This is a genomic window from Micromonospora sp. NPDC048999 (assembly GCF_040649295.1).
Taxonomy (GTDB): domain Bacteria; phylum Actinomycetota; class Actinomycetes; order Mycobacteriales; family Micromonosporaceae; genus Micromonospora.
In genome coordinates this window covers 1-18116 of record NZ_JBEZFI010000060.1, presented here as the reverse complement: position 1 = coordinate 18116, position 18116 = coordinate 1, and the positions used below count along the sequence as shown (strand labels likewise).

The window sequence follows — 18116 nt, the reverse complement described above, 5'->3', positions numbered from 1 at the left end:
TGAAAGGCACCCCGTGAGCGACAAGCCCAGCGTCCTGTTCGTCTGCATCCACAACGCCGGCCGCTCCCAGATGGCCGCCGGGTGGCTACGCCACCTCGCCGGCGACACCGTCGAGGTACGTTCCGCCGGCTCCGCCCCCGCCGAGACCGTCAACCCGGCCGCCGTCGAGGCCATGCGCGAGGTCGGCATCGACATCACCGACCAGACCCCCAAGCTCCTCGAATACGAGACCGCCGAGTCCTCCGACGTCATCATCACCATGGGCTGCGGCGACGCCTGCCCCGTCTTCCCCGGCAAGCGCTACGAGGACTGGAAGCTCGAAGACCCCGCCGGCAAGGGCGTCGACGCCGTCCGCCCGATCCGCGACGAGATCCGTACCCGGGTGGAGAAGCTGCTCACCGAGCTGCATCCCACCGCCTGACGTCGCCGTCGTCGCCCGAGCCAACCTCGCACCCCTGGTCATCGAAGGCAGCCAGTCCGGCGACTCCCTGATGACCACTACTGACGTGGAGAACTTCCCCGGCTTCCCCGACGGCATCACCGGCCTCGAACTGATGGACAACGTCCGCATGCGTGCTTGGTGAGGGCCCGGAAGGTGGACTGCCAGTCCGGGCCCTCACCGTTGCGGGATCAGCTCATGGTGTCGGTAGCGTCACGGCTGCGCGGCCCAGAGCAGCGCTCGGCCCAGCTGCGGCTGCAGACCCTTGGGGTGCAGCCGGTATGTCGGGGCGGTGCCGAAGAGCACCACACCGTTGCCGCCGGGGCTGACGCTCCGGACGATGCTGGCCTGGTTCGCGGCGGCGCCCTGCCCGTTCCTACCGGCGCCGGTTGCCGCCCACCAGCCGGCGAGCAGCGGGTCCGCGGCGTAGGACTGTTCGACCGTCACCTCGGCGCCGAGGTTGGTGAACCAGACCGGCTGGCTGATGAACGAGTGCGGGATGGCCCCGGAGGTGACCGGGCCGCCGCGGTTGACAATGTTGGCCACTCCGCTGGCCAACGACGGCCCGGCGGTGGCGGTGACCGTCAGCAGCGAGGTGGCGTTGCCGAAGTTCGCGCCGGCGGTGCCCAGCCCGACGACGCCGCCGCCGCGGGCCAGGAACGCCTGCAGCGCGTTCCGGTTCGGAGCGGTCAGGTTCGCCACGTTGACGTTGCTCGCGACCAACAGCACGTCGACCTCGTCGGTCAGTGTGCCGGCCAACGTCGCGGCAGTCACCGCCCGGGCCGTGAAGCCGAGGTCGGTCAGGGTGTCGCGTTCCTCGACGCTGCCCAGGTAGCCGACGACGATCTCGTTCAGCGGTGTCCCATGCCAGCCGGCCGGGGCGCGCTGGAAGGTGACGCCGTGCGCACGAACCTCGTCCTTGAGCAGTTGGCGGCTGCCCGGGGTGGCCGGAATCGCCACTGACCCGTCGGCGAGCCGGTAGACCCGGACACCCTTGCGGATCAGCGAGTTGACCGCCAGGAGGTCGGCGGTGTCCTGGAGGTCCAGGCGCAGGTCGGTGTTGGCGGACGGTAGTTCACCCTGGGCGATGCCGTCGTAGATCCGGGTCAGCTGCACGTTCGGCAACTGGTCCCAGAGCGTGTCGACGGTGGCGCCCCAGGTCAGTCCCTGGCTCCAAGCGGCCGGGCCGGCGTAGAGGTCGTTGACCCGATCGGTGATGTCGACTCCGGGTTCGAGCAGCGAGTTGACCAGGCCACGCTTGGGCTGGTGCAGGTCGACGACATAGGAACCGGCCTGGTAGCTCCTGCCTCCGGCCCGGAAGTCGTGCTTGGCCCGCCACACCCGGCCGCCGCTGCCGATCAGCAGGTCGACGAGACGGGCGGCGGCTGGCTCGGAGTGCTGGCCGGAACCGGTCGGGATGACGTACGACCGGGGGAAGACCGTGTGGTAGTTGTGTTCCGGGCCCCAGCCGGGCACGTAGCCGTCGGGGATGTCGCGCAGCGGCTCGCCGGCCCAGCCGCGCCGGTACACCTCCGCCTGGTCGTGCAGCACCTCGGTCCGGTGGTCCTGGATGTACCGCAACGATGTTTTGATCGCCACCACGTGTACGTCGGTGTTGACGGCGACGCGGCGGGCCCGCTCCTGCGGTGTCAGGTTGTTGCCGCGCGGGTTGAGCGGCGCCTCGATGGTGTAGGGGATGCTGCTCTGGAGCATCGCGAAGGACGGCACGTAGATCGGCGGGAAGTCGTCCCAGACGCCCGGCGCGTCGTCCCGGAACGGAATCCGGGCGCGCTGCGTCTCCGGGTAACCGAGTGCGCGCAGGTTCTCTTCGATCGCCAGGGCGTTCGGCAGGCCGTGCTTGATGTAGAGGTCGTACTCGTTGTTGACGTTGTGCGGCGGGGTGCTCGGGTGCAGCAGCGTCGGGTTGACGTACCCGTGCAGGTCAAGCGTGATGATCGGCTTGGTGTCGATGATGAGTTCGCGGATCAGGTTCGTCTCGGGCTGCGAGACGATGGTCAGATCCCGGTTGAGGTCGTAGCCGGCTGCGTTCGCCCGGGTGCCGGCGACCCGGCCGTCCGGGTTCGAGGTGACGTTGAAGACCAGCCGGTTCCGCTTCAGCAGCTCGATCACTTCGGGATCGGTGCTGGTGGCGAACTCCTCGATGACCCGCAGCGACGCGTCCGTGCCCTCCCACTCGTTGCCGTGGATGTTGGCGTTGACGAACAGCGGGGTCTTGTACTCGGCCAGCAGTCGCGGGTCGGTGCGGGCGCGGAGCGGCTCGTCCTCGATGAGCTGCTTCCACTCCGCCTGCCGGCGGGCCTCCTGCCGGCTCTCCGGGGCGGTGACCGTGACGGCGTACAGGTCGTAGCCGCCGCTGGACCTTCCGGCCACCCGGGCGGAGATCCGGTCGCTCGCGGCCTGCAGGACGTTCAGTTTCGGGGCGATGTCGTCGTACGGGACGGCGCCGATGGGGAGGGACGCGTCGGCCGGGTTGTCGGGCCAGACGGGTAGCACGTTCTGCCGGGGGTAGCCGACGATCTCGGATGGGCTGACGGGCGGTGGCGGCGTGCTCGGCAGCGCGGAGGCGTCTGCCGGCCCGGTCCAGACCACCGTGGTGAGTAGTGTGGCGGTGAGCCCGGCCGTAGCCAGGCGTACGGATGTTTTGTGCACGATGGACAGCTCTCCTGTCGAAAGGGGAGGGTGCCGCGGAGTGGACGTACCGCCGCAGGGCCGGAGACCTGCGGCTTTGGAGAACGCCCACAGCGGGCGGAAAGAGGAACCCGGCGTCAGGCGCAGGGTCGACAGGCAGCGCTGGCGACGCGCAGGAGGTCGATGTGACCTCGCTTGGTGAGATAGGCGCTTCGCACGGAGGAGATCTTTATCGAGTCCTATCGGCCCTGTCAACCCTCGTCCGCCCGGACGTCTCACGGCGTGAACATCCGGCTTCCGGGGCGAGAGAGACGCGGACGGCTACCGCGTTCGGTGACCGCGACCTGGCTGGGGCCGCGGTGGGAGGCGTGGAACGGCGACCAATGATCATGAGCTGCGCCACAGTCCGAGCCTCGATAGTTTACTTTCCCTATCGGAACTGTAGGTTATTGGCACCGAGGTAATCGGGGCCATCTGGAGCGGCTGAGAGACCTGGCTCATCGACGTCGCAGCAACCCCTCGCCGACGCGAGTGCGGGTGCTAAGGCCAGGACCGATGGAGGATCACCATGAGCGAGCAACACTTCGTCTGGCACCGGCACCGCCGGCACGTCGATTTGTGCCGGACCGCCGCTTCCCTCTGTCGCCCTTGATCGGCTGAGCTGCGGGACTGACGCCGGTCGGCGACGTCACGCGGTCAGCTTCCTCGTGCCGGGTGCTGAGCAGCCAGCTCGGCATCCCGGTGTCCGGCCCGCATGCGGCCGCGCCGCCCACCGCCCCGCGGCGATGATCGCCGTCCACAACCCACGCAGAGTCTGCTCGCGCCGCCGGTAACAGCGCGAGGGACCGTCGTGCGTTCACACTCACCCCCGGAAGTCAGGTCCCTCATGTCCAATCCGCGAGTACCAGACGTCGTGGACTTCCACGTCCACTACGTCGACCCCACCTATCCGCCCGCCCTGTGGGCGTCAGCCCCGCCGGAGGTCGCCCGGGTCCGCGAGCAGACGGTCCGACGCATCACCGACATCGACGACGTATTGGCCTCGGCAATCGCAGGGTCGATCGCGACGAGAGTCCTCAGCGCCCCACCTTCGCTGGTCGCATCGCCCGGCGCGTCCCTGCCCTTGAGCATCATCCAAAAGATCAACAACCATTTGGCGGGCCAGGTGGCCGCCCACCCGGGCAGGCTCTTGGGGCTGGCGACGATCGACGCCTGGCAGGGCGAGGAATCCGCTGCCGAAGTCCGCCGGGCCGTGGTGGAGTTGGGTCTGTCGGGGGTTGTTGTCGATGCAGCGGCGGACGGCGGTGACCGCCTGCTCGACGACCCGGCCGCGTTCCCGGCCCTGCGCGCGGCCGCGGACCTCGATGTTCCGGTGTTCGTGCATCCGATCAACCCGCGGGGGTTCACCGAGCAACTGGAGAGCATCGGTCGCGTCGGGACGCTGCTTGCCCGTGGGGCGATCGACGCTGCGAGTCTGTTGGCCTTGCTCGGTTCGACCGTGTACGACAAGCTGCCCCAGCTACGGATCGTCATCCCGCTGATCGGGGCGCCGGCGCTTCTGCTCGGTACCTTCGCCGGACTGATCGAACAGATCAGCCGGCGGGCGCCGCAGCAGGCGCGGCGGCACGTCTACCTCGACACCATGGGCTTCGACCCGACGAGTATCCGCTACCTCGTGGACGTCGTCGGCACCGATCATGTCCTCGTCGGGTCGGACTCCCCCATCGTCGCCGAGTCGATCGATCGGGACGGCGTGCTGGCCGCCCTGGCCGCCGCCGGCCTGGACGATGCGGGCGTGGCGGCCGTCGCAGGTGGCAATGCGCGACGTCTCCTGGGGGCCCGAGCGGCGGTTGCGGGATGACCGCCACGCCGACCGCCGAAGTCGACGCCGCGCAGGTGGCCGTCCTGACCGGTGACGCCGAGGCCGTCGGCGTCGCCACCGCCCTGGCGGGCCGCTTCGCCGTCGGGGCGCGGGAGCGCGATCGTGATCGCGCGATCCCGCGCGCCGAGCTCGAGGAGATCCGACGCTCCGGGCTTCTCGGCATCACGGTGCCGGGCAGCCATGGTGGCGCCGAGGTCAGTCACCGCGCGCTGGCGGAGATATTCCGGCTCCTGGCCGTCGCCGACGCCTCGATCAGCCAACTGCTACAGAACCACTTCGTGTTCGTACGGGTGTTGCGAGAGGCGGGAACGCGTGAGCAGCAGGAGTTCTTCTTCGCCGAACTGCTGCGCGGAGCCCGCTTCGGCAACGCCATGGCCGAGCGGGGCGTAGACCGTCGTACCGGGCAGACCTCGACAAGCCTGCGGCCGCTGGAGGGAACCTCGGACCTCCTGCTCAACGGCCGCAAGTACTACACGACCGGTGCCGCGACCGCGGACTGGGTGCCGGTGAAGACCAAGGATCCCGACGGCCGAGACGTCGTCGCGTACGTGGAGCAGGGCTCGCCGGGTATGTCCTTCGGCGGCGACTGGTCGGCCATGGGACAGCGCGGGACCCACAGTGGGACGACTCTTCTCGTCGACGTCCGGGTGCCCGGCAACCGGATCGTGCCCTGGCCGTTCGACGCGACCACGCCGCGGACCTCCGGTGCCGCAGGGCAGTTGCTGCATGCGGCGATCGACGTAGGACTCGCCGAGGCGGCGTTGGCAAGTGCCGCCGGCTTCGTCCGCACCCGCAGCCGCGCCTACCCCGACAGTCCCTGGCAGCGCGCGTCGGACGAGCATCACCTCGTCTACGAGGTCGGACGGCTGGCCGTACAGGTGCGTGCCGCCCGGGCACTGTTGCACAGCGCCGCCGACGCGGTGGACACGGCCGAGGCTGACGCGGAACTCGACGCCGACAAGGCGGTGGAGGCCTCCCTTGCGGTGGCGGCCGCCAGGGCGCTGGCGGCCGAGACAGCGGTAACCGCGGCCAGCGAACTCTTCTCCTTCGCGGGCACCAGCGCCACCGACGAGGAACTCGGTCTGGACCGGTTCTGGCGCGACGCCCGTACCCATACGCTCCACGACCCGACCCGCTGGAAGTACCACCACATCGGCAACCACGTCCTCAGCGGGGTTCCCCCAAGGGGAGCGCTGCTGTGACCGCCGCGTACGAAGGAGGTGTCCGACCATGACAACGGCAGCAGCCGCCACCACCCCGCCTCAAGAAACGCCCGCCGGGCGGGAACTGCCCGACCGGACCGCCCCACAGCGGGTGCTCAGGAAGCGCGGGAGCGGCCGGCGGCGCCTACTCACGTCGGCCCGGCGCGTACTGGTCCCGGCCCTCCTGGTCGCGCTCTGGCAACTCGCCTCCGCCATCGGCTGGTTGGACCCGGTGACCTTCGCGAGCCCGCGAATGGTCTGGGACCGTTTCGTCGAGTTCGCTGCCAGCGGGGTCCTGGCCACCAACGTACTGGCCTCACTGCTGCGGGTGGCGCTGGGTCTGTTCATCGGCGTACTGATCGGTGCGTTCCTGGGCCTGGCAACCGGGCTGTCACGAGTCGCCGACGAGTTGGTCGACCCCCCGCTGCAGATGCTCCGTGCGGTCCCCACCCTCGGCATGATGCCGCTGTTACTGCTATGGCTGGGAATTGACGAGGCGCTCAAGGTCGGTCTGGTGGCGATCGGGGTTCTCTTCCCGATCTACCTCAACTTCAGCAAGGGCATTCGCGCGGTCGATCCGCGGTTCCGTGAGCTCGCCCAGACCTGCGGCGCGTCCCGGTACACCATTTTCCGGCACGTCATCCTGCCCGGGGCGCTACCGCAGTTCCTCATCGGGCTGCGGTTCTCCCTGGCGGTCGCCTGGCTCAGCCTCGTCTTCGGCGAGACGGTCGCCGCGGAGTCGGGCATCGGTTACATGCTGATCCGGGCGAAGGACTTCCTGCAGACCGACACGATCGTGCTCTGCCTGGCGCTGTACGCGCTTCTCGGCATTGGGATCGAAAGCATCGTCCGACTCATCGAGTGGAAGACCCTGCCGTGGCGGCGAGAGTTCGTGGACCGATGAACGCGCGCACCGTGCCCCCGCAGCCCGCGCCCGGCGTGTCCATCTCCGTGCGCGGCCTGAGCAAACACTACGGATCGCGGTTGATCCTCGACGGCGTGGATGTCGACGTCGCGCAGGGCGAGTTTCTGGCCATCGTCGGTGAGAGCGGCGGCGGTAAGAGCACCCTGTTGCGCGTACTCGCCGGCCTGGACTCCGACTACGACGGTGACGTCGTAGTGCGGCAACCGGTCGCGGTCGGCTTCCAGGACGCCCGGCTCCTGCCGTGGCGGTCCGTCTGGGAAAACGTCGTGTTCGGCCTGCACGGCAGCCGCTCGGGCCTGCGGCGGCAGGCCGTCGACGTGCTCGCCGAGGTCGGCCTCGAAGCTCGGGCGGACGCCTGGCCCGGCACCCTGTCAGGCGGCGAGGCTCAGCGAGTCGCTCTCGCCCGCGCTCTCGTCCGGCGGCCTTCGGTCCTCCTTCTGGACGAGCCTCTTGGAGCGCTCGACGCGCTGACCCGGCTCCGGATGCAGGCCCTCGTGCGTTCGTTGTGGAGGACGCACCGCCTCAGTGTCGTCCTCGTCACCCACGACGTCGACGAGGCGATCGCGCTGGGCGACCGCGTCCTCGTCCTGTCCCAAGGCAAGCTCGCCGACGAGATCGAACTTAGCTTCGGCGGTCCACGCAGCCGGGAGGACCCGGCTTTCGAACGGGTCCGTCTCCGGATCCTCGAACACCTCGGAGCAGCGCGGTACGAAACCGAACTCGGCCGCTACTAACCCTTTTCGCCACCAGCAATGATGGAAGGCTCAACCATGCCCATTTCCACCCGACGCATCGCGCTCGCCGCCACCGCCGCCGCCCTCGCATTGGCCGGCTGCGCCGGCGGCAACGCCAGCGCCGACGGCGGCGGAACCGTCGAGATCACCCTGGTCACCACCGACCTGTACGGATACACGCCACTGTTCGAGGCGAAGAACCTTCAGGTGCCAGGCGTGGAGATCACCTACCGCAAGTTCGCCAACTCGGCAGAGTTGAACTCGGCCATGGAGGCCGGCCAGGTCGACATCTCCGACACCGGCGACATCGGCCCGATCACCGCCGCCGCCTCGGGCAGTCGGCAGAAGGTCATCGGGTGCACCCAGCCGAACAACCAGAACATCAAGTACGTCGTACGTCGGGACTCGGGCATCAGCAGCTTCGCCGATCTGGCCGGCAAGCGCGTCGGCATGCCCATCCGCTCCAACCACGGGCTGCTTTACCAGCGGTTGCTGAAGAAGAACAACCTGACCGACAAGGACGTCAAGGCAGTGGACCTTCTCGGCGCCGACGGCATCAACGCGCTGCTGAAGGGGGACATTGCCGCGTACTCGGTCAACTCCCCCAGTGCCCCGGACATCCTCGAACGCCACCCGGATCTGGTCGAGATCGACGGGATCGCGGGAGTGGTGAACAACCTCTACTGCCTGCGCGTCAGCCCCCAGGCCTACGAGAAGAAGCACGAGGCGCTGCGTGCGATCTTCAAGTCCGCCTCCGCGCTGGGGTTGTGGGCCTCGCAGCACCCCGACGAGGCGGCGGAGGCCGTCAAGCCGCGCAGCGACTACAGCCTCACGACCCTGTCGACCACGTTCACCATCAGCGGCGCCGGCTACCAGCCGATCGACGACGCCTTCCTCACCAAGCAGCAGGCATTCGCGGACGAACTGCAGCGCATCAAGTTCATCGAACGCCCGGTCGACGTCCGGAAGATCTTCCTCAGCGACTTCAACGACGTGCTGCCGCAAGGCTGAAAACCCAGGAGGGAAACGACCATGAGCACTGAGCAGCAGCCGCCGCGCCTCGGAGTCTGGACACCCATCAGCGGCAACTGGGCGGTGAAGAACCACCCCGAGGAAAGCCTCCGCGGCAGTTACGAGGACAACCGAAAGACAGTGGTCGAGGCCGAGCGGCTGGGTTTCGACACCACTCTCATCGCCCAGCACACCATCAACCCCGGTGACGACGAAACCGACGTTCTCGACACGTGGACGACGTCCGCCGGGGTGGCCGAGGCGACCTCAGACATCGAGATCATCGCGGCTGTCAAACCGTTCCTGTACAACCCGGGCGTGCTGGCCAAGATGGCCACCCAGATCAGTCACATCAGCCACGGCCGCTTTGCGATCAACCTGGTGTCGGGCTGGTTCCTCCCCGAAATCCAGAAGCTCGGCCTGACGCTGATCGACCACGACCGTCGCTACGACTACTCCCGAGAGTGGCTGTCGATCGTCCAGCGGCTGTGGACCGGCGAGCGGGTCACGTTCAGGGGTGAATACCTGAAGGCGGACGAACTCCTCCTGCGGCCGCAGCCATTCACCACGCCTCTGGTCTACTTCGGCGGGGAGTCGGAACCGGCGCGTGCGCTGGCGGCCGCCGCCGCAGACGTGTTCCTGATCAACGGTCGGCCGCTCGACGGCCCAGACGGAGTGAAAGCCATCATCGCGGACCTCGTATCCCGGCCGCGACCGTTGCCGGACCCGCTGCGGTTCGGGCTTACCAGCTTCGTGATCGCCCGACCCACCGAGGAGGAAGCCGACGAGGAGTTCGAACGCCTGTGGACGTTGACCCAGGCGCAGCGCCGCTCCATCGCAGGCGCCGACCCGGCTCGGGTCATGGGCCGCAACGCGGTGGGGGTCCCCAGCATCGGAACCAACGGCGGCACCCTGGCCGGACTGGTCGGCAGCTACACCCAGGTCGCCGATCGAATCAGCGCGTTCGTCGACGCCGGGGTCGAGACGTTCCTCTTCCAGTTCCAGCCGCACTTCACGGAGATGGAACGGTTCGCTACGCACGTAACGCCCCGCCTGCGCGAGCGGCACGGGAAAAGGTCGCGGTAATGGCAGCGCCCGAGCGAACAGAGCACGATGCCGGCCGGCAGCCCGTCGTCATCCTGTCCGGAAACCCGCGACCAGGCTCGCGCACCATGGACGCGGCGACGCGACTCGCCCAGCGGGTGCCCGCCAGCGGCACCAGACACGTGGTCGACCTCGCCCAACTCGCAGGCCATGTGTACGAGCCCGGACACGCCCGGATCGAGGACGCGTTGGCGGCCGTGCGCTCGGCCGAGGTGCTCATCGTGGCCACACCGGTGTACAAGGCCAGCTTCACCGGCCTGCTCAAATCATTCCTCGACCTGCTCCCCGCAGACTCGTTGGCGAGCGCCACGGCCATCCCGGTCGTGGTCTCCGCGTCGGTCAGCCACCGACTACTCACGGAACTGCACCTGCGGATCGTGCTGCGCGAACTCGGTGCCACTTTGCCCAGCACCGCCGTCCTCCTGGACGAGGGGCACCTGGCCGACCTCGACCCCGTACTGGACGCGTGGGCCGAGCAGCAGATACCGGTTCTACAGACGGCGCGGGCGGTACTCGGAAGGCCCAGGGTCCGATGAGCGTCCCTACCGCTGATGCCGACCGTACGGCCGGCATCAGCCCCGAGGAATACCGACATGCCCTGCGCCGGCACGCGGCCGGGGTGGTCATCGTGACGCTCAATGGACGTCACGGCCCCGTCGGCTTCACCGCCACTTCACTCGCATCCCTGTCGCTGGCTCCTCCGTTGGTCAGCTTCGCGGTCGCCGCCGCGGCCTCATCGTTCCCCGCCATGCAGGAAAGCGACAGCGTGCTGGTGCACGTGCTCGGTGACCACCAGCGTGAATTGGCACGTCGCTTCGCCACCAGCGGTATCGACCGCTTCGCCGAACCCACGAACTGGTCGCCGTTGGCGACCGGGGAGCCCATGCTCCATGGCACTCCCACGTGGCTGCGGTGCACCGTCGAGCAGCGGATACCGCTCGGCGATCATGTTCTTGTTGTAGCGGTCGTGCAACAGGCCCACGTGTGCACAACGGTCGCGCCGTTGCTGTATCACGACGGGACTTACCACCGGCTGGGAACGCTGGACGGGGAACCACTGCGCCGTGAGACGGAACAGCCGCCCGACTGCGTGACCGGCGACGCCGGGTATCCATGCCAGGACGGCGGCTGCCGTACTGGGTCTACAACCGCACTGCTAAGCCCCTCCGATGGACCTACGGCGGCCGACCGCTAAAACAGCTTGAACCCTCAAGAATCAACGCGGGGCTGCATCAGCGCCCTCGCCTGGGCCCGGATCTCCGGCACCGCGGTCGTCTCCCACCAGGCGCCGCGGCGAGTCGGCCCCACGGCGAAGAGGTGCTCGACCGGCTCGCCGTCGCGGTCGATGAGCCGCCCGAGGCCGTCCGCGTCCAGCCCGATGCCGGTGGCGTCGCGCCGGGCAAGCCCGTCGTCCAGCAGCGCCCGGCCCAGCGTTGTGGTGGCCGCCCCGCCCGGGCCGGTGCAGTTCACGATCGCGCCCACCATGAACGCTGTGTCGTTGACGGTGACCACGAACCCGCGCTCGCCGCGGCGGACCGCGCGGATCTTCCCGGCGCGCACGGCCAGCGCGCCCCGCTCCCGCATCCGCTGAATCTTCTCCGCGATCGACGGGGCCATCCGGTGCCGGTGGACCTCCCAGTACGCCGCGACATGCCGCAGGAACCGACGGCGGGCGTCCACCGACAGCTGCCGCCAGAGCCGGTCGATCTGCGGCCGGAGCGCATCGACCGCGCAGCGCCAATCCGGCTGCGTCCCGGCGTAGCGCCGCACGGCGCGCAGCAGCCCGGCCGCGTCGCTGCCGTGGTAGGCGAACCCGGCGTCCCCGGCCGGCTGGCGCTTCAGATGCGGCTGGGGGACCAGCCCGCGGCGCGAGACGGCGAGCATCGGCGCCCGGCGGCCCCGGCCGTCGAGGGTGAGGGCGACGTCGAGGGCGGTCAGCCCGGTGCCGATCAGCAGTACCGGCAGATCGCCCGGCACGCCGTCCAGTGCGCCGGGGAGCCACGGGTTTCCCACATAGTCGGGATGTGTCCGGACGGCCGAGGTGATCGCCAGCGGCCCGACCGGCGCCCCGTGCCCGAGCGCGAGCACCACCCGGTCGGCCGCGATCGCGCCCCCGCCGCGCAGCAGCACCGCCCCGTCCACGCGGACCCGCGCCGCGACGCCGCGCACGTGCGTGAACTCCACCCGGGTCAGCCGGTCGTGCAGGTAATCGCCGTACACCGCGCGTGGCGCGAAGTCCGCCGGTCCAACCGGAAGGCCCTGTTCATGGCACCAATCGAGGAAATCGTCGGGCGCGTCCGCCAGCGCGCTCATCGCGGCCGCCCGGGAGTTGAGCAGGTGAGCAGGGTCCGTTGTGCGGTACGCCGCGCCGCGGCCAAGCGCCCCGCGCGGTGCCGGATCGACGATCACCACCTCCTGCCGCGGGTCGTCGCGCAGGTGGATCGCCGCCAGCGCGCCGCTACAGCCGCCGCCGACCACGACGGTGGTGCTCGCCCGCCCCATCGTCCACCACCCTTCCGGCAAAAACCTAGTTAACCGATAGGTTTAATGGTACTAGTGCGACTCCGCGTTAATCCTCGTGGGTCAGGACCAGGCGACGGGATCGCCGAGGCAGAGCCCGCAGGCACAGTCGATGGCCTCTTCGTGGGTTCACGGACTCGACGGGAGCCGCGAACACACGTCTGCCAGCGCAGATCGTCGGCATGTTCATACGGATGCTGCACGAGCGATGCGACTGCGTCCGCCGCGGATGCGTGCAGGCCGAGGCCTCCGGACCGGCGATCCAGCGCCGGGCGGGTGGCTTCGCCGCGTCGGTCTCGGATATGTCGGCGAGGTCGCCCGTCAGCTGTCCATGCTGGCCCGGTCGGGTCACTCCCCCGCCCCGGTGCTGCTCACCCGGCTCGGCGACTGGTCCTCCCTGCGCGGCGCGATGCTGGCCGCCCGAGGCGTGCTGGCCCGGGAGCCGGTCGGCCGGTCACTCGACGCCGGACAGCTCCATCGCGACGTCGAGCTCGTGCTGCTTCGCTGGGGAGAGGACACCGATCCGCTCGATGAGGCACTCCCCGGTAAGGGACAGCGTCCAGCTGCAGAAGATCTTCCCGTCCGTGGGCAGCGCCACCCGGACCACACCCTCCTCGGCGAGGCCCTCCTGCGCACCGAGAAAGACTTCGATGCCAATCGCTCGCGCGTCCGGCCCGGCCGCGTCGACGATGCTGCGCCGCTCATCGGCGTCGACCGCCTGTTCGCCGGACATCAGCACGAAGCCCTGCTTCTCGGCAGGCGTGGCCGGGGCGACGATCTGCGCGGCCCGGAACTCCAGCCCCGCGCCATCCGACAGCAGTACGACGGGTCGTTTGTCGTCGAGTTGGGCCCACCAAAGTTCGCCACGTTCCATCGATCGACCCTATCGCTGCGACGGCCTCAGGTGGGTCCTCGGCCGCGATCGCGGGGCGGCGAGCGCGACGGACAGCCCACCGCGCTGACCTCGACAGATGGCTTATCCGGATGGCAATGGGTCTTGACGCCTTTTATCCAAAGTGGTCAAACTCCGTTGCCGTCGCTCTTCTCCAGACGGCGGCGGGTCTGGCGCTTATCGCAGCACTCACTCCGGCCGCCGCCCTTCCTGTCATAGTGATCGCCGTACTCGGATGGCTGTCGCACCGGGGAAGCCAGCGCGCGACTCGCAATGCCATGGTCTCCACCTCCGCCTTGCGCGGACCGAGTTTCAATCTCGCCATCGCCGCCATAGGTGCGTTGGCGTCCATCGCCGGGCTCGAGTTGGCCAGTGAGGGAACGTGCGCAACCACTTGTCGAACGTGCTCACCAAGCTCCGGGGCACCGACCGGACCCAGGCCATCGTGCGGGCCGGAAGGACGGCCTCGGCCAGCTCTGCCCGTACGGCTGGCCGGCCGCCGCGCCGGGCAGGCGCGGCGGCAGCCGGAGATCAGGACGAGAAGCGGTCGACCACGTCGGGTCGGTTGACCGCGGCAAACCGGCTGCGGACCTGGGGGCGGCTGGCCAGGAAGAGGAGTGCGACCGCCACGAGCGCCTTGGCGACGTTGAGCGCCCGCATCCACCAAGGGAACGGCTGGAGCAGGGTCAGGCCGGAACCGAGCAGCACGACTACCGAGATGAAGACCACCTGGCGGTACGCCTTTCGCTGGCCCCGCTGCAGCCCGTGGATCACCCACAGGTAGCCGAGCGCGACGAGCGCCACAGGTAGCACGCGGGACCACGCCGAGGAACGCAGCGTCTCTCGGGCGGCGGCTAGGTCGGTGCCGGCGGACAGGTCGAGGTGCGCGAGCTGGTAATCCAGCAGTTGCTCCTGGAGGACCAGCATCAAGACGGCGAGCAGCGCGCTCACGGCCAGGTTGGCGAGCATGAGCACGATCATGCGGCGCACCTGCGGCGGCGTGGCCGTGGCGGCGTCGGGATCGGTGGCGGGGGTGTCCGGTGTCGTCATCGCTGGGATGAGATCACACGGCGCCTTCCCGCGCTGCCCCAGTGTCCCGCCCATCCGCTCAGCCGGTGAACTCTCCGGCGGCGGTGCGCAGCGCCCCGGTCAGCTCCGCCGCCGCCGCGGTCCGGTCGACGAGCCACCGGGCCGGATACGAGTCCGACTGGCGAGAGCTGTGGCCCTGTACGGCAGTGACGTTCCGGGCCACGCGAGCCGGCTACCACATCGAGATGTACATCGAGCCGCGATACGAGGTCGTTCGGCGACGGTTGCGGACCGTCCTCGACGGAGCTGAGCTGCTCGACCTGGATCTACGTGGCGTTCGTGGCGTCGGAGTCGAACGGATTCATGGTCGCGAGCTGCTACGTGGCGATGACGGACGAGAGGGGCACCGCCGGAACGAGGACGGCCACCGTACGTCTGACACGACCCTCTGCCTCCCGAAGGGTGTCCGGCTGATCGCGGCGCGCCACGTTGCAGCCATGGGCCGGACGCAACATGATGAAGAGCGTGAATTCCTCCCCCGACGCCCTGCCGAAGATCGGTGCACCAGCGACGCGGGCCTTGAACAACGCTGGTTACACGGCCCTGCGGGACCTTGAAGGGGTGCCGCGCGCCGAGCTGGCCAAGCTGCACGGCATGGGGCCGAAAGCGCTCGAGCTCATCCAAAGTGAGCTCGAGCAGCACAACCTGAGTCTGGGTTAGTAGGTGCCTGCCGGTCCAGCCACGGACCTGGTAGTGGCCCGGGCCGACCTGGCCTTTGCCGGTCTGGAATAGTTCTTCGATGCTCCAGCGGGAGCCGGCCACGGTGACGAGGGCGCGCAGCGGCACCGGGCGGGTGACCAGCACTTCACGGTACGTCGAGGACGAGTGGTCTGGAGCTACCCGCCGGCCTTGCTGCACCGACGGATGAGCAATGACGGAACCGGCAAGCCGTCGGTGATCACATCGCCGGCCAGCCCGTCCACCTGACAACCGATCCCACCCGGACCCGGCTGGGTAAGCAGGGCCCCGGCAAAGTCGTGGGGGTGTCCGGCTTGATCCGCTTGGTGTAGACGCGCCCTTGCTGGTGGTAGCAGGGCGGGCATGAGCCGTTCAGATGATCACCGCCACCTATCTGGCCACGACCCGCAGGTCATCACGTGGAAGCCGACGCCGATCTCACGGATAGGCAATGGAAGGACGAGGACGCCCAGGGGCGAGCGCTCGGCCTGGTCACCGCCGACAACCGCCGGGTACCGCATCCCGCGACCGCACCGTCGCCCTCATCCAGAGCCGCACGGGCCCCTTTCGCGCAGGGCTGGTCTACACGGGAGCTTTCGGTGTCCTGGCCGACACCCGCGCTGCCGCCGGAAGCACTCGACGACTTCGGCGCCACCATTACCCGATAGCGCCTGTGGCGGCGCGCGTACTGGCTGGTCGGCAGCGAACTCGGCGAGGCCGCCTGTCAGCGGATGATCCGGAACGCTCCGGAAACTTCCGATTCTCGCTGTCCGCCGCGCTAGATCGGCGCCTCCGGGGCGCCTTGGCGATTAGGTTCCGACCAGGGGGTCGGCGGGCAGCAGGCTTCCGGACCCGTTCCGGAAATCCTTGACATGTGAGCCGCCGCTCAATGACGATAATTCATCGACGGCCGTCAGCGCCGCCGAGCGGCACAACCCCCCACCACCGCCTGGCTCGTCCGCCAGGTCTCACGAGTAGGTGACACCATGAACGATGCTCCCGCCCGCCCAAGGGGCCGCGGTCGCGGCCGGTTCAGACTGCTCGTCAGCGGCGTCAGCGCCCTCGTGCTGGCCGCCGCCGGGCTGACCGTGGTCGGCGTCGCCCACGCCGAAGCCGACCGGACCCTCACGTCGAACTCGACGGGCACCCACAACGGGTACTTCTACTCGTACTGGAAGGACAACGGCAACGTCACCATGACGCTGGGTGCCGGCGGCTCCTACAGCGTCCAGTGGAGCAGCATGAACAACATGGTCGTCGGCAAGGGCTGGAAGCCCGGGTCCAGCCACACCGTGAACTACTCCGGCTCGTTCAGCCCGAACGGCAACGGGTATCTCGCGCTGTACGGGTGGACCAGAAACCCGCTCATCGAGTACTACATCGTGGAGAACTTCGGCAGCTACAACCCAAGTTCGGGCGCTACCCGGCTCGGGTCGGTCACCACCGACGGCAGCACCTACGACATCTACCGCACGCAGCGAGTCAACCAGCCCTCCATCGACGGAACGGCGACGTTCTACCAGTACTGGAGCGTCCGGCAGTCGCACCGCAACAGCGGCACCATCACCACCGCCAACCACTTCAACGCCTGGAAAAACCTCGGCCTCAACCTCGGCACCCACGACTACCAGATCATGGCCACCGAGGGCTACCAGAGCAGCGGCAGCTCCAGCATCACCGTCAGCGAAGGCTCCGGCGGCAACCCCCAGCCGACCCCGACCGGTGCTGGCAGCTGCACCGTCAGCGTCACGCGCACCCAGGAGTGGACCGACCGGTTCAACGTGAACCTCGCGGTCAGCGGCAGCAACAACTGGACCGTCACAATCCGGCTGAACGGCAGCCAGAGCCTGCAGAACAGCTGGAGTGCCTCGGTCAGCGGCAGCACCGGCACGCTGACCGCCCGACCGAACGGCTCCGGCAACACCTTCGGCATCACGCTCTACAAGAACGGCAACAACACGAACCCGACCGCCAGCTGCGCGGCGTCCTAGCACCGCAACGGATCTGGGGTGTCGGCTCTGCCGGCACCCCAGATCCGTTTTACGCGAGGACTGGGCAAGCCAGCCGGTCGATCCCTTCCCGGTAGGGCGATCGCCTCCCCGGCCGCGAACGGGAGTGTCCACGTGTTGATTCGATGAGAAGGGGCACGCATGGCCATTTTCCGCCATGCCAGCGGGCGGTGGATGTCCGACGAGAACGCCGCCCACTCCCAGCTCCTGGCCCGACAGCGCCTCAGATCTGCTCGCCGTCAGGCGAAATTAGTTGGCAGGCTTGCCGAACCAGCGGGAGAGGTGGTCGTCCAGGTCCTGCTGATCGTCGCCGATCCAAGCGACGTGGCCGTCGGGGCGTAGCAGGACGCACGGAACATCCAGTACCGCAGTGGGATCCCCGAGGTAATCGACCCGGTCCGACCAGCCGCCGACGGTCAGGCGTTCGGTGCGGTCCAGCAGCAGGCCGCGGCCGCGATGCAGCAGACCGTAGAGGTGACCCTGTTTCACGTCGATGTCGCGCAGGCGGCGGCCGAGCAGGTCGGGGCCTGCGCCGAAGTCGTAGCGGATGCCGATCGCGGTGATCTTCTCGATCAGATAGCGGTTCACCTCGTCGAAGTCCATCAGTTCGGTGAGCAGCCTGCGCACGGCCTGCGGGCCTGGTTCGGTGGACAGCAGTTCCGTCTGGGCACGGGTGTTGTCCAGCACGTCCTCGGCGACCGGATGACGTTCGGCCTGGTAGGTGTCCAGCAGTGTCTCCGGCGCCCAGCCGCGGATCTGTGCGGCCAGTTTCCAGCCGAGGTTGAATGCGTCCTGAACGCCCAGGTTGAGGCCCTGTCCGCCGATGGGTGGATGGATGTGTGCCGCATCGCCGGCCAGCAGCACCCGCCCGACCCGATAACGTTCGGCTAGTGCCGTGACCACGAACGTTCACGGTGTTGGGGTCAGGCTGCTTGAGTAGCGGGTTGGCCCCAGCGTCGTTGTCGTTCGCTGCGGATGCGGG

17 protein-coding genes and 2 pseudogenes are annotated in these 18116 nt (G+C 68.8%); 12 read left to right on the top strand and 7 right to left on the bottom strand.

The window, feature by feature from the left end; all coding sequences use genetic code 11:
• Positions 1 to 13 precede the first annotated feature (13 nt).
• Both AB0C02_RS31435 and AB0C02_RS31430 read left to right on the top strand, forming a co-directional pair.
• Positions 14 to 421, top strand: a complete 408-nt coding sequence (locus AB0C02_RS31435; RefSeq protein WP_357552762.1) for an arsenate reductase ArsC — start codon at positions 14 to 16, stop codon at positions 419 to 421.
• 13 nt (positions 422 to 434) lie between these two features.
• A pseudogene (locus AB0C02_RS31430) lies at positions 435 to 578 on the top strand (thioredoxin-disulfide reductase); the annotation flags it as partial.
• Positions 579 to 652: 74 nt separating this feature from the next.
• Here the strand turns inward: AB0C02_RS31430 and AB0C02_RS31425 are convergent.
• Positions 653 to 3109: a M14 family zinc carboxypeptidase gene (locus AB0C02_RS31425; RefSeq protein WP_357552761.1), complete on the bottom strand. Its 2457-nt coding sequence runs from the start codon at positions 3107 to 3109 to the stop codon at positions 653 to 655.
• 116 nt (positions 3110 to 3225) lie between these two features.
• Positions 3226 to 3306, bottom strand: a complete 81-nt coding sequence (locus tag AB0C02_RS31420; RefSeq protein ID WP_357552775.1) for a putative leader peptide — start codon at positions 3304 to 3306, stop codon at positions 3226 to 3228.
• Between the two features lie 695 nt (positions 3307 to 4001).
• Here AB0C02_RS31420 and AB0C02_RS31415 point away from each other — a divergent pair.
• Genes AB0C02_RS31415 through AB0C02_RS31380 form a run of 8 tightly spaced genes read left to right on the top strand, consistent with a single transcriptional unit; the run spans position 4002 to position 11141 of the window.
• Positions 4002 to 4949 carry an amidohydrolase family protein gene (locus AB0C02_RS31415; RefSeq protein WP_357552760.1) on the top strand — a complete coding sequence of 316 codons (948 nt, stop codon included), beginning with the start codon at positions 4002 to 4004 and terminating at the stop codon, positions 4947 to 4949.
• The gene (locus tag AB0C02_RS31410; protein ID WP_357552759.1) at positions 4946 to 6172 is read left to right on the top strand and encodes an SfnB family sulfur acquisition oxidoreductase; all 1227 of its coding nucleotides are present in this window, start codon (positions 4946 to 4948) and stop codon (positions 6170 to 6172) included. The genes AB0C02_RS31415 and AB0C02_RS31410 overlap by 4 nt, the downstream gene beginning before the upstream one ends.
• A 28-nt stretch (positions 6173 to 6200) precedes the next feature.
• A complete protein-coding gene (locus tag AB0C02_RS31405) occupies positions 6201 to 7076 on the top strand; it encodes an ABC transporter permease (protein ID WP_357552758.1) in 876 nt (291 codons plus the stop codon).
• Positions 7073 to 7831: an ABC transporter ATP-binding protein gene (locus tag AB0C02_RS31400; protein WP_357552757.1), complete on the top strand. Its 759-nt coding sequence runs from the start codon at positions 7073 to 7075 to the stop codon at positions 7829 to 7831. Before AB0C02_RS31405 ends, AB0C02_RS31400 begins: the two co-directional genes overlap by 4 nt.
• A 36-nt stretch (positions 7832 to 7867) precedes the next feature.
• A complete protein-coding gene (locus AB0C02_RS31395; RefSeq protein WP_357552756.1) occupies positions 7868 to 8842 on the top strand; it encodes an ABC transporter substrate-binding protein in 975 nt (324 codons plus the stop codon).
• 21 nt (positions 8843 to 8863) lie between these two features.
• Positions 8864 to 9928 carry an LLM class flavin-dependent oxidoreductase gene (locus AB0C02_RS31390; RefSeq protein ID WP_357552755.1) on the top strand — a complete coding sequence of 355 codons (1065 nt, stop codon included), beginning with the start codon at positions 8864 to 8866 and terminating at the stop codon, positions 9926 to 9928.
• Complete coding sequence (locus tag AB0C02_RS31385) at positions 9928 to 10482, top strand: NAD(P)H-dependent oxidoreductase (RefSeq protein WP_357552754.1); 555 nt, start codon at positions 9928 to 9930, stop codon at positions 10480 to 10482. The genes AB0C02_RS31390 and AB0C02_RS31385 overlap by 1 nt, the downstream gene beginning before the upstream one ends.
• A complete protein-coding gene (locus AB0C02_RS31380; RefSeq protein WP_357552753.1) occupies positions 10479 to 11141 on the top strand; it encodes a flavin reductase family protein in 663 nt (220 codons plus the stop codon). Before AB0C02_RS31385 ends, AB0C02_RS31380 begins: the two co-directional genes overlap by 4 nt.
• Positions 11142 to 11155: 14 nt before the next feature.
• Here the strand turns inward: AB0C02_RS31380 and AB0C02_RS31375 are convergent, their stop codons facing one another.
• The 4 genes from AB0C02_RS31375 to AB0C02_RS31360 all read right to left on the bottom strand — a co-directional run bounded on the left by AB0C02_RS31375 (position 11156) and on the right by AB0C02_RS31360 (position 14610).
• Entirely contained in the window at positions 11156 to 12448 is a 1293-nt protein-coding gene (locus AB0C02_RS31375) for an FAD/NAD(P)-binding protein (RefSeq protein ID WP_357552752.1), read from the bottom strand.
• 472 nt (positions 12449 to 12920) lie between these two features.
• Positions 12921 to 13340 carry a hypothetical protein gene (locus tag AB0C02_RS31370; RefSeq protein ID WP_357552751.1) on the bottom strand — a complete coding sequence of 140 codons (420 nt, stop codon included), beginning with the start codon at positions 13338 to 13340 and terminating at the stop codon, positions 12921 to 12923.
• A 549-nt stretch (positions 13341 to 13889) separates the two neighbouring features.
• On the bottom strand, positions 13890 to 14408 hold the full coding sequence (locus AB0C02_RS31365) for a hypothetical protein (RefSeq protein WP_357552750.1): 519 nt from the start codon (positions 14406 to 14408) through the stop codon (positions 13890 to 13892).
• 58 nt (positions 14409 to 14466) lie between these two features.
• Positions 14467 to 14610 (bottom strand): hypothetical protein, encoded by a 144-nt coding sequence (locus AB0C02_RS31360; RefSeq protein ID WP_357552749.1) that lies wholly within the window; start codon positions 14608 to 14610, stop codon positions 14467 to 14469.
• 290 nt (positions 14611 to 14900) lie between these two features.
• Here AB0C02_RS31360 and AB0C02_RS31355 point away from each other — a divergent pair, with 290 nt between their 5' ends.
• Entirely contained in the window at positions 14901 to 15107 is a 207-nt protein-coding gene (locus AB0C02_RS31355; protein WP_357552748.1) for a helix-hairpin-helix domain-containing protein, read from the top strand.
• 1004 nt (positions 15108 to 16111) lie between these two features.
• The gene (locus tag AB0C02_RS31350; protein ID WP_357552747.1) at positions 16112 to 17116 is read left to right on the top strand and encodes a glycoside hydrolase family 11 protein; all 1005 of its coding nucleotides are present in this window, start codon (positions 16112 to 16114) and stop codon (positions 17114 to 17116) included.
• 267 nt (positions 17117 to 17383) lie between these two features.
• Here AB0C02_RS31350 and AB0C02_RS31345 read toward each other — a convergent pair.
• Positions 17384 to 18025, bottom strand: a pseudogene (locus tag AB0C02_RS31345) (FAD-dependent monooxygenase); the annotation flags it as partial.
• Between the last annotated feature and the right edge of the window lie 91 nt (positions 18026 to 18116).

Coding starts and splice junctions, on each gene's coding strand:
- AB0C02_RS31370 (WP_357552751.1), bottom strand. CDS start 13,340: ATGGAACGTGGCGAACTTTGGTGGGCCCAACTCGACGACAAACGACCC.
- AB0C02_RS31405 (WP_357552758.1), top strand. CDS start 6,201: ATGACAACGGCAGCAGCCGCCACCACCCCGCCTCAAGAAACGCCCGCC.
- AB0C02_RS31355 (WP_357552748.1), top strand. CDS start 14,901: ATGATGAAGAGCGTGAATTCCTCCCCCGACGCCCTGCCGAAGATCGGT.
- AB0C02_RS31410 (WP_357552759.1), top strand. CDS start 4,946: ATGACCGCCACGCCGACCGCCGAAGTCGACGCCGCGCAGGTGGCCGTC.
- AB0C02_RS31395 (WP_357552756.1), top strand. CDS start 7,868: ATGCCCATTTCCACCCGACGCATCGCGCTCGCCGCCACCGCCGCCGCC.
- AB0C02_RS31390 (WP_357552755.1), top strand. CDS start 8,864: ATGAGCACTGAGCAGCAGCCGCCGCGCCTCGGAGTCTGGACACCCATC.
- AB0C02_RS31385 (WP_357552754.1), top strand. CDS start 9,928: ATGGCAGCGCCCGAGCGAACAGAGCACGATGCCGGCCGGCAGCCCGTC.
- AB0C02_RS31365 (WP_357552750.1), bottom strand. CDS start 14,408: ATGACGACACCGGACACCCCCGCCACCGATCCCGACGCCGCCACGGCC.
- AB0C02_RS31400 (WP_357552757.1), top strand. CDS start 7,073: ATGAACGCGCGCACCGTGCCCCCGCAGCCCGCGCCCGGCGTGTCCATC.
- AB0C02_RS31380 (WP_357552753.1), top strand. CDS start 10,479: ATGAGCGTCCCTACCGCTGATGCCGACCGTACGGCCGGCATCAGCCCC.
- AB0C02_RS31375 (WP_357552752.1), bottom strand. CDS start 12,448: ATGGGGCGGGCGAGCACCACCGTCGTGGTCGGCGGCGGCTGTAGCGGC.
- AB0C02_RS31350 (WP_357552747.1), top strand. CDS start 16,112: ATGAACGATGCTCCCGCCCGCCCAAGGGGCCGCGGTCGCGGCCGGTTC.